The organism is uncultured Porticoccus sp. (assembly GCF_913061305.1).
Lineage (GTDB): Bacteria > Pseudomonadota > Gammaproteobacteria > Pseudomonadales > Porticoccaceae > Porticoccus.
Genome location: NZ_CAJXST010000004.1, coordinates 125,947 through 139,924, shown reverse-complemented (window position 1 = coordinate 139,924; position 13,978 = coordinate 125,947). Strand labels below are relative to the sequence as shown.

Genomic DNA, 13,978 nt, shown 5'->3' with positions numbered 1-13,978 from the left:
CGGGCCGTGAGCACGGGACAATCATCAAAAATTGCAGGCAACCCTGAAAACCGCTTTCAGCCATAAAAAAAGGCACCAACCTGTGGTGCCTTTGTTCTGTTGGGGAACAAACTCAGCTGAGCTTTTCCTTGATACGTGCAGCCTTGCCCGACAGTTCGCGCAAGTAGTAGAGTTTGGCTTGGCGCACATCGCCACGGCGCTTGACCTGCACACTCTCAACCAGCGGGCTGAAAGTCTGGAAAGTCCGCTCAACGCCAACACCATTGGAAATTTTCCGAACAGTGAACGCAGAATTCAATCCGCGATTGCGCTTGCCAATAACCACACCTTCAAACGCCTGCAGACGCTCGCGGGTGCCCTCTTTAACCTTGACCTGAACCACGACTGTATCGCCCGGGGCAAACGGCGGCAGTTGTTTGCTCATTTGTTCTGTTTCAATCGCAGTAATAATCGAATTTTTGTTACTCACGGTTTGCTCCTCAGCTTTTGTTGGTTGGTGGCATGCCACCTTTTTGAGTAGCGTCGCACAGAGAGGAAAACGACTCAGTCACTTTCATCTGCCGACTCTTTGACAATCCTGTCCATTAACTGTTGTTGCTCGTCACTGAGCACCAGCTTTTCCAGCAGTTCCGGGCGTCGCTGCCAGGTTCTGTACAACGACTGCTTTAACCGCCACTGCCTTATTTTTTCATGGTTGCCCGACAGTAACACCTCGGGCACTTTAAAATCCTGATACTGCTCCGGGCGCGTGTAATGGGGACAATCCAGCAGACCATCGGCAAAGGAATCCTGGTCTGCCGAGTCCTCATGTCCCAATGCGCCGGGCAGTTGTCGAATCAATGCATCGAGCATCACCATGGCGGGCAGTTCACCGCCACTGAGGACGTAGTCCCCGATGGACCACTCCTGATCCACTTCCAGTTGTATCAGTCGCTCATCAACGCCTTCGTAGCGTCCGGCAACCAGTATCAGATCACCCTGTGCTGCCAACGCATTAACGCCGGCCTGATCCAGTACACGACCCTGGGGAGAGAGGTACACCACTGTGGCCGGGCCCTCTATCCATGTCCGTGCGACGTCGATGGCTTTGCGCAAAGGCTCGATCATCATCACCATTCCAGGACCACCACCGTAAGGGCGGCTATCTACTGTCTGGTGCCGGTCGCTGGTGTGGGCTCTCGGGTTGAAAAATGCCACTTCCAGCAAGCCCTGTCTGATTGCCCGACTACTGATACCGTGGTCGGTGAGGGCAGTAAACATCTCGGGGAACAGTGTAACCAGAGCTACTTTCATGGCCGGTTAACCTTTGGGCTATAGCCTCCCGATTATTAAAAAGCCGGATCCCAGTCCACCTCGATCTTGCCGGCGCCGAGATCAACGTTTAATACAAATTGATCTATATAGGGAATCAGCCGCTCTTCCTGATCCAGGCTCTGGTCATCGCCCTTCACAACCAGCACATCATTGGCACCGGTTTCCATCAGGGAGTCGACGATACCAAGTCTGACGCCCTGAGAGGTCACAACGAGCATCCCCTCAAGCTGGTGCCAATAATACTGACCATCAGCGAGAATCGGCAGTTGCGCTTTTGCAACGTAGATGTCCCGCTGGCAATAAACCCTGGCCTGATCTCTGTCGTCAATCTCTGCCAGGTGAACCATCAGCCCCTTGGCAGTGGAACGCTGTTCAGTGACCTTCAGTTTCTGCCAATTACCAGCAATCTTCAGCCACCAGGGCTGGTAATCAAAAATGTTACCGCCCGGCTCGGTGAAGGAGTGAATTTTCACCCATCCCTTCACACCATGCACAGCCGTTACGCGCCCGACAACCACTGGATCAATCGGGCCCACGCTTTGCTTGGCGTTCATGGCCGTAGTCTTATCAGGCTTGCTTGGCTGCTTCTTTCACCAACTGGGAAACGCGATCGGACAACATGGCGCCCTCGCCTACCCAGTGTTGCACCCGATCCACATCCACCCGGAGACGCTCTTCGAGACCACGGGCAACCGGGTTAAAAAAGCCGATGCGTTCGATATAACGGCTATCACGGGCCCTGCGGCTGTCAGTGACATGAATATGATAGAACGGACGCTTTTTTGAGCCTCCGCGAGCCAGACGAATTGTTACCATGAAAACTCTCTTCTGTATTTAGTTTCAAATTACAGCCGGTCGATCCCCTATTACTCAGGAACAAGACCACGCCCGGTCTCTAGAACAGGCACCTGTGAAAGGCGCGGGATTATAGCGAAAACACGCCACCGTGTATAGCTGGAAAGTATAGCTGAAAACAGCTTTATCCGGAGACGGGATTCAGCGGGGGCGACAGCCTTGAGCGGTCCCGGCTAAAAGGGAAATTTTCCACCGCCCGGCGGCATACCACCCCCCATGCCACCTCCAGATGGCATGTTGCCCGCCATTCCACGCATCATCTGCTGCATGCCTTTGCCTTTCATTTTTTTCATCATCTTGCCCATCTGCTTGTGCTGTTTGAGCAGGCGATTCAGATCCTGAAGGTTGGTACCGGATCCCCCCGTTATACGCCGCTTGCGCGAGCCATTCAGCAAGTCGGGGTTTCGCCTTTCCGCAGGCGTCATGGAGTTGATGATGGCCTCCATACGTGAAAACTGCTTCCCCATATTGGCTTGCTCAACCATCTGGCTCATGTTGCCCATGCCGGGCAGTTTATCCATCAGGCCGGCAAAACCACCCAGATTCTTCATTTGCTGGAGTTGATCGCGCAAGTCGTTCAAATCAAATCGTTTGCCCTTGGCGACTTTTTTAGCCAGCTGTTCCGCTTTTTTGCGATCAACTTTCTGTTCGACGTCTTCGATCAGCGACATCATGTCGCCCATACCGAGAATCCGCGAAGCAATCCGGTCGGGGTGGAACGGCTCCAGGGCATCGGTTTTTTCACCAACGCCGAGGAACTTGATCGGCTTGCCGGTTACCTGGCGAACAGAGAGTGCCGCCCCACCCCGGGCATCGCCGTCCACTTTGGTCAAAATGACCCCCGTCAGGGGCAGTGCTTCATTAAATGCCTTGGCGGTGGTGACGGCATCCTGACCAATCATTGCATCAATGACAAACAGGGTTTCTATCGGCGACAGCGCTTTGTGTAGCTGCCGGATTTCAGTCATCAGCGCATCATCAATATGCAGGCGGCCGGCCGTGTCCACCAGCAATACATCGATAAATTTTACTTTCGCCGCCTGAACCGCATTGCGTGCAATATCGACGGGTTTCTGATCGGCATGGCTGGCAAAAAACTCAACCCCCACTTCCGACGCGAGGGTTTCCAGCTGCTTAATGGCGGCCGGCCGGTAGATATCGGCACTCACCACCATGACTTTTTTCTTTTCCCGCTCCTTGAGATAGCGGGCCAGCTTGGCCACGGAGGTGGTTTTACCGGCACCCTGTAGACCCGCCATCAACACCACAGCCGGCGGCTGTGCAGCCAGATTGAGTGACTCGTTACTGTCACCCATCACATGCTCAAGCTCGGACTGAACGATTTTCAGGAACTGCTGACCGGGATTGAGGCTGCTGCCAACCTGCTGACCCAGCGCCCTCTCCTTGACACCTTCCACAAAGGTTTTGACAACCGGTAGCGCCACATCCGCTTCCAGCAGTGCCATGCGCACTTCACGCAGGGTTTCCTGAATGTTGTCTTCGGTCAGGCTGGCCTTCCCCGAGATTTTTTTCAGGGAAACCGATAAACGATCACTGAGATTTTCAAACATTGCCATGGGATTTATTTCGTCTTCACCTTATTTACAGGCGTAGCAGTATAACTGAAAGCACCCGAGTTTTGGGACGGCCTCTTTTCGCTATCCGCTATCTGTGACACACTTTGCCACCTGTTTAAATAGTCATCTCATTATGCTCACAGCTTCTGCCGCCATCGCCCTGTATATCTGCGCGACCCTGTTCCAGGCGCTTCAGCTTCGCAGGCATCCCAATTTGCGGCTATCTTCTCTGCAGCTGATTGCCATTCCTGCGGTTGCCCTTCACGGATACACCAGTGCGCACTGGATCTTTAGTGATGCCGGTCTAGATTTCGGGCTGCTCCCCATGAGTAGCGCCATTGTTTTCACCATCAACCTGATTGTTCTGCTCAGCAGTCTTCGGAAACCGGTTCACAGTCTTTTTCTGATGCTCTTCCCCCTGGCAGCATTGATCCTGGCATTGACCCTCCTGATCGGTAGCAGCGGCGCCCTGAGGGAGACCGTGTCTGTACCCATCGGGGCACATATTTTCTTTTCCATTGTGGCCTACAGCCTGCTGACCATCGCTGCGTTTCAGGCGATCTTTATCGCCTTGCAAAACTGGCGGCTGCGCCACAGACACCTCGGTAGCTGGCTACAGATAGTCCCTCCTTTGCAAACCATGGAAGCATTGCTGTTTGAGGTGCTGTGGGCCGGCTTTGGTTTATTGACCCTGTCACTGGTTACCGGGTTTCTGTTTTTTGAGGATTTCTTTGCCCAGCACTTGATTCACAAAACGGTTTTCTCGCTTTTCGCCTGGCTGTTTTATGGCATTCTACTGTGGGGACGACACATCAAGGGGTGGCGCGGCAATACAGCCATCCGCTGGACCCTGGTGGGCTTCAGCGCCATGGTGCTGGGCTATTGGGGCAGCAAGTTTGTCCTTGAGGTAATTCTGCGCTGAAAGGCAGACCCTCTCTGAGCTGATGGCCTGCCTGAATCAGACCATCAGCCAGGCTCGGCCACTCACGGAAAGTGGCGCCAAGATGTGGTTGCCAAGCGCAGCAAACTTCTTCAACATACCCAGCCTCAGGTGAATACGAGGTTTTTCCCCCGTTGGACGATACCCCCCTCTGGCTACTATTTAGCGTACTAGCTGGTCTTCTTCTCTTATCCGCTTTCTTCTCCGGCTCTGAAACGGCCATGATGTCGCTGAACCGCTACAGGTTGAAACATCTGAGGAAACGACATCTCGGTGCCCGCAAGGCCTATAAGCTGCTGAAACGCCCGGATCGCCTGATCGGTATTATCCTGATCGGCAACAACATGGTGAATATCCTCGCGTCAGCGATCGCCACGGTTATTGCTCTGCGCCTCTATGGCGATGCCGGTATCGCCATCGCCACGCTATTACTCACACTGGCAATATTGATTTTTTCCGAAGTCACGCCAAAAACAATGGCGGCACTGCACCCGGAAGGAATCGCCTTTACCGCCAGCCACATCCTCAGGCCGCTGTTATTTGTCTTTTACCCGCTGGTCTGGCTGGTGAACCACCTCTCCAACGGCCTACTCAGATTGCTGGGCGTGAATACCACCAAGTCTCTTGATGTGAGCCTCAGCAAAGAGGAAATTCGCACCGTCGTGGACATCTCCAGTGAAAACATCCCCGACCATCAGGATATGCTGATCAACATTCTGGATCTGGAAACGGTCTCCGTGAATGACATTATGGTGCCACGCAATGAAATTATAGGCCTGGATCTTGAGCTGGAGGTTGATCAACTATTAACCACAATCATTAATTCCGGCTACACCCGCCTGCCTGTCTATGTGGGCAACATGAATAATGTGCTGGGCATTATTCATGTGAAAACCATCGCCAGGCTGCTGCGTTCAGGCAGCGATAGCCTGACCAAAGAGGCCATCAAACGATTTACCCGGGAACCCTACTTTGTCCCTGAAAACACACCACTCAACAAACAATTGGTGAACTTTCAACAGGCCAAACGCCGAATCGGTTTGGTGGTGGATGAATACGGCGAAATTGAAGGACTGGTCACCATGGAGGATATACTGGAGGAGATTGTCGGCGATTTCACCACAAACAGGGCAGAGGACGAACAGGAAGATATCGTCGCCCTGGACAAGAGCATGTTTGACATTGACGGGTCAGCCACCATACGGGATATCAACAAAGCAAATTCATGGGATCTGCCGACGGATGGCCCAAAGACCATTAACGGGCTGATTCTGGAACACCTGGAAAGCATCCCCGACGGCAACGTGAGTTTTACCATTGGTCGCTATCGATTTGAAACGCTGGAACTGAGCGAAAAAATGGTGGTAAAGGTGCGGGTTAAACAGCGCATGACGTTTCTTCCGGGGAACGGCGAGTCAGACGACGATGACGAAGATTAGACTCAATCGACGAAATATTCCCGATTAAGCAAACGGATTATTTTTACAACCCCGCTCAGCAGCTTTTGTAATTACCTCCAGTCGCTCATCATCGTCCATCAACAACCAGTCACGAATCTCACTGGCTGTGCGGTGACAGCCGATACACACGTCTTCGTGATCCAGGCTGCAGATAGAAACACAGGGGGAAGAAATCGTCGCTATCATTGGGCGTGCCTAAAATGTTTGCCTCTCTAGTCCGGCAATTATCGAGCCGACAGGCGTGAAATTGCAAGCTATCGGGGTGCCGGTCTCAGATCAGCACAGTCCGGATACACCAGACGAATCCCGGCATCGACAGTAACATTGAGAAAATCTGTCAGGACCATCAGCGAAAAGCCCCAGATACGGTAATCATCATAGATAAAACAGGGCATGTTGAGCGCATAGTCCGGACCGACAAAATAATCGACTGTCAGGTTTGCTGGATCGAGAAAGTAAGACACCGGCACTTCAAAAACCGCATCCAGCTCCTCGGGATTGGCGATTAGCGGCAGGCCGGCTTCGATAAGGCCCACATAGGGCTTTACCCGCATCAACTGGCGTGTTCGATTGACCGGCAACCCGGCGATCACCTGTATTTGGTCCGGGGGCAAATCAATTTCCTCCCGCGTCTCCCGCAAAGCGGTAACCAGCAGATCCTCATCCCCCGGCTCCCACTTGCCACCGGGAAACGCCACTTCTCCCCGGTGGGAGTTCAGGTGTTCTGCCCGTTTGGTAAAAATAATTTTTGGATTTTCCGGCTCGCGGGTCAGGGCAATCAGAATCGCCGCTTCAAGCCCTTCTACTCCGAAGGGTCTGATTCGGTCAACCGGCATAGCATGTAAACGTTCGGTAATTCGTTTTAACATAACCCTGTTATCCTACTATTGTCGGTACCTGTTACCGAAACAGTTATTTTCCAATGCAAAGTAAAAGTGTCTATGAATTTTTGCGGTCAGTGTGGCAAACCGGTCAACCTCAAGGTTCCCACCGGAGATAACCGAAAGCGCCATGTCTGTGGACATTGCGACACCATTCACTATCAGAATCCCCGAGTGATATCGGGCTGCATTCCGGTTGTTGGTGACAGGGTGTTGCTGTGCAGACGAGCCATTGAGCCCCGCTACGGCTTGTGGACCCTGCCAGCCGGATTTCTTGAAAATGGGGAAACGGTACTTCAGGGTGCACTGCGGGAATGCTGGGAAGAAGCGCTGGCAAAACTGAACGAGCCAATACTGAGTGGTATCTACGATATCCCCCATATCAACCAGGTCTATATCCTTTATCGGGGCGTGCTGCACAACGGGAGTTACGGCGCCGGGGACGAGTCGCTGGACGTCAGGTTGTTCAGCGAGGCAGATATTCCCTGGGAGGAACTGGCTTTCCCTGTGATTACCACTGCGTTGAAGCATCATTTTTCAGATTTAAAACAGGGCCTGCCGACCATACACACCGGCGTCATCACATCGAGGCTTCGCTCCCTCAACAACGCTGCAGACTAGAGGTCGAACTCCGCCAACCGCCATACGTCGTAGGCCGGCTCTTCGTAGGGGTGGGCACTGATCAGCGCACAGATCGCGTGCTTTATTTTGGCATCATCACAAACCAATTCAACGCGATACTCTTCCACCTCAGCTAGGCTGCCCACCCTGCCCAGATAGGGAGTGCTGCCGGCAAGTGGACGGAACTGGCCGACACCCAACACCTGCCAGCAGCAACTGTCATACTCGCCAATTTTTCCCGCTCCAGTGGCAAAAACAGCCTGCTTCACTGGCTCCAGATGCTCGGCGGGTACATAGAAAACCAGCTTATACATGGCGCTCCCTGTAATCCAAATAGCGAAATGAGAGGATGCGAGTCACTTGACGATCTGGCGTGCACTATCCAGATAACTCTGACCTTGAGTTTTAACGGTTTCGGGTTCAGCACGCTCTGAAGCGAGGTGCACCGCTTCCAGGGGTTCGGCTAAGGCAGCGAGCTCGGCATGGATTTTGGCCAACGCATTTTCCAGCGTGTAGGTGAGCATATGCACCTCATGCATATCCTGTGGCGACAGATGCTCCTGCTGAATAAGGCCTTCCAGCTTGCTGTTGTACTCGGAAAAATTGGCCACCGCCTGCACCAGTGTATCAGCAGGCAAGCCCTTGAAGTGTTCGGGGCGATCCTCTCCCGCCGCAACAGCGCCACTTGCGAAAAATGAAAACAGAATCAAAAGAACGGGCTTTAACCGAAACATGTTTTTCCTCGGGGGTGAACGTCATACTTGATGACTTGGCAACCAGGCAAGGCTTGGACAACCGTAGTCAAGTGTGATTGTCGGGGAATTTGCCAACGCCGTTGAGCAACTGCCTGCAGGTAATCTGGCCGACCAACTTACCCTTGTCGACAACCGGGCAACGACGAAAACCCCGCTTCATCATCTGTTGGGCCACGTCGACAATGTCGGCCTGTGACGTGACTGTAAATACATCGCGCGTCATCACATCACGCACTGGACCAACACTGCCTTCCTGATTGTATCTGGCACTCAAGCTGGCCTTTAAACAGTCCGTTTCGGACAGCACACCCACCAGGTTATTGTCGTCATCCACCACACACAACCCGGAAATTTTATTGCTGACAATCAAATCAATGGCGACGAACAAATCATCCCGCTGATTGACTTTAACCGGATTGCGAAGCATGTAATCTTTGAGTTCAACCGAGCTCAGCATAAACAGAAGCCTTTTATCCACTACTGTTTTTAGCTTAATAGAGAATCGGGTAACCGGAAACCTTTTGTCGACACAAAAATGCTGCTCGCCGCTTCACCACCCAGTGAAAAATTGAGGAATACCCAGCAATTAACAACCAAACGGATGGCGCAGGACAATTGTTTCTACCCGGTCCGGACCCGTAGAAATAATATCCACGGGTGTATGGAGAATCGTTTCAATACGAGCGATATAGGCGCGGGCATTGGCGGGTAGCTCATCCAGTGATTTTGCGCCAATGGTCGATTCATGCCAGCCGGGCATCTCTTCATAAACGGGAACCAGCTTTTCGTAATCATCCGCATGGCTCGGAGCGATCACCTCATTGCCATCGGCATCCCGATAGGCGACACATACTTTTATGGTTTCAACCCCATCAAGCACATCGAGTTTGGTCAAACAGATACCGGAGACAGAATTGATACGAATGGCCTGTTTCAAAGCCACCGCGTCGAACCAGCCGCAGCGCCGCTCACGACCGGTTGTCGCACCGAACTCATGGCCTTTCTCACCCAGGTGTTTGCCCACTGTATCAAACAGCTCGGTGGGGAATGGACCCGATCCTACCCGAGTGGTATAGGCCTTTGTGATTCCCAGCACATAATCGAGATACAGCGGACCAAAACCACTGCCTGTGGCCGTGCCACCGGCGGTGGTATTCGAGGATGTGACATAGGGATAGGTACCGTGATCAATGTCCAGCAGCGAACCCTGAGCCCCCTCGAACAGGATATTGTCACCCGCTTCGCGAGCATCGTGCAGCAACCCGGTAACATCCGCCAGCATGGGCGCCAGCTCATCCATCCAGGTTATCGATTGCCGCAGGGTTTCTTCATAGCTGACGGGCTGTTCATGATAGTAGTCCGTGAGCATGAAGTTGTGGTATTCCATCAGGCTTTTTAACTTGGTCGCAAACAGCTCACGATTGAATAATTCGCCAAGACGAATACCCCTCCGCGCCACTTTATCTTCATAGGCCGGGCCGATACCACGACCGGTGGTACCTATTTTGGCATCGCCTCTGGCGCGTTCACGTGCCTGATCCAGCGCCATGTGGATGGGCAAGATTAATGGGCAGGCAGGGGACAACCGAAGACGGTCCCGGACAGGTACGCCTTTATCTTCCAGCTCACAGATTTCGTGCAACAATGCCTCGGGAGACAACACCACGCCATTGCCAATCAGACAGGTCACATTATTCCTGAGGATGCCTGAAGGTATCAGGTGAAGGACCGTTTTTTCACCTTCGATGACCAGGGTATGGCCAGCATTGTGGCCACCCTGAAAACGGGCTACCACAACCGCTTGATCAGTCAACAGATCGACGATCTTGCCTTTGCCTTCATCGCCCCACTGGGTGCCCAGCACCACGACATTCTTTCCCATGTGTATCTCTAACCCTGATAGTGGTGGTCAAACTGCAGTTATTTTATAGATGCCATCCAACCGAACCAGCTGGCGATCACAATGTAATTCCTGATAATCCGGCTCCTGGCCCGGAAAGCCACAGACCACCCGCTCACCATTGGAGCGTAACGCTGCTACGGCTTTTCGCCAACCGGGTTCGTCACTAACAGGGGCAAAAATACCACCAGCCACAGCCTCGGACAACGCGACCCTGGCCAACGACTGTAAACTCATATTAAAGCCGGTGGCCGGCCGGGAACGACCGAAGCCTTTGCCGACATGGTCGTAGCGCCCGCCATTGCCAATGGCCTGACCAAGCCCCTGATCATAGGCGGCAAACACGATACCCGTGTGATAGTGGTAGCCGCGCAACTCACTCAAATCGAGATAGAGCTCCAGATCGGGGAAGCTTTCACCGAGCGCGCTGACAACCGCCTGCAGTTCATCCAGTGCCAACTCCACTTCGGCCGGGGCCTCAGCAAATAACTCACGGGCGCGATCCAATACGGAGGCATCGCCGGCAAGCCCGACCAGCGCACGAATCATCAACGCAATATTCGTATTTTCCAGGTACTTCCCGAGCCAGACATCGAGCTCGGGAACCGCTTTGCGCTGAAGCAGATCAAATAACTCGGCTTCGCGATCAGCTGACAGTTCAGCCGCTTCAAGCAGGCTGGCATAGATGCCCACATGACCGAGATCGAGCTGTGGCGTGCCGAGCCCGGCGAGACGCAAAGTCTCCACCATCAAACTGATCACCTCGATATCTGCCTCAAGGCCTGGCTCACCATAAAGCTCCACACCAATCTGGATGGGAGAACGACTCTCAAGAGCCTGTTTCGGTCGGGTATAGAGAACTGTTCCGGCATAACAAAGGCGACTGGGGCCATTGCGCCGAAGGCTGTGAGCATCCATACGACTGGTTTGGGGTGTCATATCGGCACGAATACCCATCATTCGACCACTGATCTGATCCGTCACCTTAAACGTCATCAGATCGAGGTCAGAACCGGTTCCACTGAGCAACGATTCCGTGAACTCCACCAACGGCGGGATGACCAGGTCGTAACCCCAGCAGTGATACAAATCCAGCACCTGACGGCGCAACCGCTCAATCTGTAGCGCCTGATTGGGAAGTATCTCTTCAATGCCATCAGGCAACAACCAGCGATCAGCAACAGTCATCATGACTACCCGTTAATAAAATACAAAGTTCCGGCTCCAATCAACATACTGAACAAGCCCATCATTCTCATGCTGCGGTCATCAACCTGTGCCAGCAGTGCCGCCATATTGCGCCATCGCCCCGGTGTCAGAAAAGGCATGACACCCTCCAGCACCAACATCAGACAAAACGCCTTGGCTAAATCTATCCACATACCATCGCCCTGCCAGTCACAAAAAAACCGGGCGATCCCGGTCGTGGCATTTTATCACTCCATCTGGCGCACTGCTGCACTTTTTACCCATCTGACAACGAACAACACTGCATTGGGGGTCATCAAGCGACCCCCAGTGCAGATTATTTCCCCTGCTGACTGTTCAGGTAGCGGAAGAAATCGCTATCCGGATCAACCAACAACACATCGCCCTTGCTGTTAAAAGACTCCGTATAGGCCTTTAAACTGCGCTGAAACGCATAGAACTCGGGGTCCTTGCTAAACGCCGAGGCATAAGTCGCAGTGGCCTCGGCATCACCCTCACCTCTCGACTCCTCGGCTTCGCGGTAGGCGTTGGCCATCAGAATAGTGCGCTGCCGGTCAGCATCGGCGCGGATTTTTTCCGCCGCTTCAATACCCCTCGAACGAAGCTCGCGGGCCTCTTTTTCCCGCTCGGCCTTCATACGACTGAACACCTGTCCTCTCACTTCAGAAGGCAAATCAACCCGCTTGACTCTGACATCAATTATTTCTACACCCAATGACAGGCGCACGGTGGTATTCAGGCCAATTTTGATATTTTCCATCAAAGTATCGCGCTCTCCAGACACCACCTCGTGGAGTGTCCGCTCACCAAACTGGTTGCGCAGTCCGTCGTTTACCCGGCTGGACAGCCGGTTATGCGCCACGGCTTCATCGCCACCGGTGGATTTATAGTAAGTATCCACATCAACAATCCGCCATTTTGTGTAAGCATCCACAATCAGGCGTTTCCTCTCAGAGGTAAAAAAGCTGGATGGCTCGGCATCGAGAGTCAACACCCGCGCGTCAAACTTGCGGATTTTCTCGGCAAAGGGAATTTTCACATGGAGGCCCGGTTTGATATCGACATCAATCAAGCGGCCAAATCTCAATTTAACCGCCCTTTCAGTCTCGGAAACCACATAAAGAGAACTGCTCATCAATAGCAGCACGGCTGCCAGAAGCACCAGCAAACCTGTTGAACGATTAGTCATTAGCGCACCTCCCTTCGGGGAGCAGAGGAGTTTTCCTGCCTGATACGATTCATGACTTCATCGGCAATGCTGTTCAAATCACTGCTCCTCAAGGTGGCTGGCTGACTGGCGGCAGCCCCTTTCTCCACAATTTTATCGAGCGGCAGATACAGCATATTATTGCCGCCTTCCACGTCGACCAGAACTTTGGAACTGCGCGTCATGACCTGTTGAACCGAATCCAGGTAGAGCCGCTGCCGGGTCACTTCCGGCGCTTTTTGATATTCTTTCAACAGGGCCTCAAAACGCCGCGTTTCACCCTGTGACTCTGCCACCACTTGCTCACGATAGGCCAACGCCTCTTCGATCATTCGCTGCGCCTTGCCCCTGGCTTCAGGGATAATACCGTTGGCATAGGATTGCGCTTCATTAACCAGCCGCTCCTGATCCTCACGGGCCTTGATCACATCATCGTAGGCAGCCTTTACTTCAGCAGGCGGCTTGGCCTCCTGAATATTGATTTTCCGCACCAAAATGCCAGCATCATAACTGTCGAGGTACTGCTGCAACCTGATTTTGACATCATCACCGACTTTCTCACGACCACTGGAGACCACATCATTCAGCCGGGTGCTACCAACCACATGGCGCAAAGCACTGTCCGATGCATGGCGCAAACTGACTTCGGGATCCTTGACGTTGAGCACAAAGGCTTTGACATCGTTGACGTTATACTGGACAACCAATGGCAGCTCGACGATATTTTCATCCAGCGTGAGCATTTGCCCTACCGACGTGTACTGCCGCTCTTCCGTGACCCGCACTTTAGTGACGCGGTCAATCAGAGGCGGATTCCAGTGCAGCCCGGATCCGACTGTGTCCAGGTATTTGCCCAGTCGCAGCACGACGGCCTTTTCTTTCTCATCCACCTGATAGAAACCAAACAGTCCCCAGCCAATCACCAGGACGGCGAGGACAACTGCGACCAGGCCACCACTGGAACCGTTATTGCCGCCATCGCCCGAGCCACCGAACAACTTGCTGAAGCGGGCACGCAGCTTATTGAGCGCCTCATCGAGATCGGGTGGGCCGTCGCCTGAGTTATTGGTGCCCCAGGGATCTTTACCACCGCCAGGCTCATTCCAGGCCATATGTTTCTCCGTAGACTCAAGGGTTATTCGCGACCGACGATTGTATCAAGCCACCATTTAAATACCATGCTTAAGGCAAGCAATATGGCGAAAACAAGTCGTTAGCTGTGATGCAAAAGGGCACAAAATGCCCGGCACGACAAATCA

At 53.1% G+C, this 13,978-nt stretch carries 18 protein-coding genes; 3 read left to right on the top strand and 15 right to left on the bottom strand.

All coding sequences use genetic code 11. The features are described from left to right. Nucleotides 1-112: 112 nt before the first annotated feature. The 5 genes from rplS to ffh form a co-directional block, all read right to left on the bottom strand. Nucleotides 113-451 (bottom strand): 50S ribosomal protein L19, encoded by a 339-nt coding sequence (gene rplS, locus QZ516_RS06125; protein ID WP_365333168.1) that lies wholly within the window; start codon nucleotides 449-451, stop codon nucleotides 113-115. Nucleotides 452-543: 92 nt separating this feature from the next. Then, nucleotides 544-1,293, bottom strand: coding sequence for a tRNA (guanosine(37)-N1)-methyltransferase TrmD (gene trmD / locus QZ516_RS06120; RefSeq protein WP_297187587.1), 750 nt, complete (start codon nucleotides 1,291-1,293; stop codon nucleotides 544-546). A gap of 35 nt (nucleotides 1,294-1,328) precedes the next feature. Continuing rightward, the gene (gene rimM, locus QZ516_RS06115; RefSeq protein ID WP_297187585.1) at nucleotides 1,329-1,868 is read right to left on the bottom strand and encodes a ribosome maturation factor RimM; all 540 of its coding nucleotides are present in this window, start codon (nucleotides 1,866-1,868) and stop codon (nucleotides 1,329-1,331) included. A 13-nt stretch (nucleotides 1,869-1,881) separates the two neighbouring features. Further along, entirely contained in the window at nucleotides 1,882-2,130 is a 249-nt protein-coding gene (rpsP, locus tag QZ516_RS06110; RefSeq protein ID WP_297187583.1) for a 30S ribosomal protein S16, read from the bottom strand. Nucleotides 2,131-2,342: 212 nt separating this feature from the next. Continuing rightward, the gene (gene ffh, locus QZ516_RS06105; protein WP_297187880.1) at nucleotides 2,343-3,740 is read right to left on the bottom strand and encodes a signal recognition particle protein; all 1,398 of its coding nucleotides are present in this window, start codon (nucleotides 3,738-3,740) and stop codon (nucleotides 2,343-2,345) included. Between the two features lie 139 nt (nucleotides 3,741-3,879). Here ffh and ccsA point away from each other — a divergent pair, with 139 nt between their 5' ends. Together ccsA and QZ516_RS06095 are read left to right on the top strand one after the other, a co-directional pair. Then, nucleotides 3,880-4,668 carry a cytochrome c biogenesis protein CcsA gene (gene ccsA, locus QZ516_RS06100; protein ID WP_297187581.1) on the top strand — a complete coding sequence of 263 codons (789 nt, stop codon included), beginning with the start codon at nucleotides 3,880-3,882 and terminating at the stop codon, nucleotides 4,666-4,668. Between the two features lie 152 nt (nucleotides 4,669-4,820). Further along, entirely contained in the window at nucleotides 4,821-6,125 is a 1,305-nt protein-coding gene (locus QZ516_RS06095; RefSeq protein WP_297187579.1) for an HlyC/CorC family transporter, read from the top strand. Between the two features lie 24 nt (nucleotides 6,126-6,149). Here QZ516_RS06095 and QZ516_RS06090 read toward each other — a convergent pair whose 3' ends face one another. Beyond that, entirely contained in the window at nucleotides 6,150-6,332 is a 183-nt protein-coding gene (locus tag QZ516_RS06090; protein ID WP_297187578.1) for a DUF1289 domain-containing protein, read from the bottom strand. A gap of 68 nt (nucleotides 6,333-6,400) precedes the next feature. After that, nucleotides 6,401-7,015 carry a CoA pyrophosphatase gene (locus QZ516_RS06085; RefSeq protein ID WP_297187576.1) on the bottom strand — a complete coding sequence of 205 codons (615 nt, stop codon included), beginning with the start codon at nucleotides 7,013-7,015 and terminating at the stop codon, nucleotides 6,401-6,403. A 72-nt stretch (nucleotides 7,016-7,087) separates the two neighbouring features. Between QZ516_RS06085 and QZ516_RS06080 the strand changes: the two genes are divergently transcribed. Then, nucleotides 7,088-7,648, top strand: a complete 561-nt coding sequence (locus QZ516_RS06080) for an NUDIX hydrolase (protein WP_297187878.1) — start codon at nucleotides 7,088-7,090, stop codon at nucleotides 7,646-7,648. Here QZ516_RS06080 and QZ516_RS06075 read toward each other — a convergent pair. The 8 genes from QZ516_RS06075 to hflK all read right to left on the bottom strand — a co-directional run bounded on the left by QZ516_RS06075 (nucleotide 7,645) and on the right by hflK (nucleotide 13,831). Further along, the gene (locus tag QZ516_RS06075) at nucleotides 7,645-7,962 is read right to left on the bottom strand and encodes an NGG1p interacting factor NIF3 (protein WP_297187574.1); all 318 of its coding nucleotides are present in this window, start codon (nucleotides 7,960-7,962) and stop codon (nucleotides 7,645-7,647) included. The genes QZ516_RS06080 and QZ516_RS06075 overlap by 4 nt on opposite strands. 42 nt (nucleotides 7,963-8,004) lie before the next feature. Further along, complete coding sequence (locus QZ516_RS06070) at nucleotides 8,005-8,382, bottom strand: DUF6746 family protein (protein WP_297187572.1); 378 nt, start codon at nucleotides 8,380-8,382, stop codon at nucleotides 8,005-8,007. A gap of 67 nt (nucleotides 8,383-8,449) precedes the next feature. Next, nucleotides 8,450-8,860, bottom strand: coding sequence for a CBS domain-containing protein (locus tag QZ516_RS06065; protein WP_297187570.1), 411 nt, complete (start codon nucleotides 8,858-8,860; stop codon nucleotides 8,450-8,452). 129 nt (nucleotides 8,861-8,989) lie between these two features. Beyond that, a complete protein-coding gene (locus tag QZ516_RS06060; RefSeq protein WP_297187569.1) occupies nucleotides 8,990-10,285 on the bottom strand; it encodes an adenylosuccinate synthase in 1,296 nt (431 codons plus the stop codon). Between the two features lie 27 nt (nucleotides 10,286-10,312). Then, entirely contained in the window at nucleotides 10,313-11,491 is a 1,179-nt protein-coding gene (locus tag QZ516_RS06055; protein WP_297187566.1) for an ATP phosphoribosyltransferase regulatory subunit, read from the bottom strand. A 5-nt stretch (nucleotides 11,492-11,496) separates the two neighbouring features. After that, on the bottom strand, nucleotides 11,497-11,685 hold the full coding sequence (locus QZ516_RS06050) for a DUF2065 domain-containing protein (RefSeq protein WP_297187564.1): 189 nt from the start codon (nucleotides 11,683-11,685) through the stop codon (nucleotides 11,497-11,499). Between the two features lie 143 nt (nucleotides 11,686-11,828). Next, entirely contained in the window at nucleotides 11,829-12,701 is an 873-nt protein-coding gene (hflC, locus tag QZ516_RS06045) for a protease modulator HflC (RefSeq protein ID WP_297187562.1), read from the bottom strand. Beyond that, nucleotides 12,701-13,831 (bottom strand): FtsH protease activity modulator HflK, encoded by a 1,131-nt coding sequence (gene hflK, locus QZ516_RS06040; RefSeq protein ID WP_297187560.1) that lies wholly within the window; start codon nucleotides 13,829-13,831, stop codon nucleotides 12,701-12,703. The genes hflC and hflK overlap by 1 nt, the downstream gene beginning before the upstream one ends. Nucleotides 13,832-13,978 lie beyond the last annotated feature (147 nt).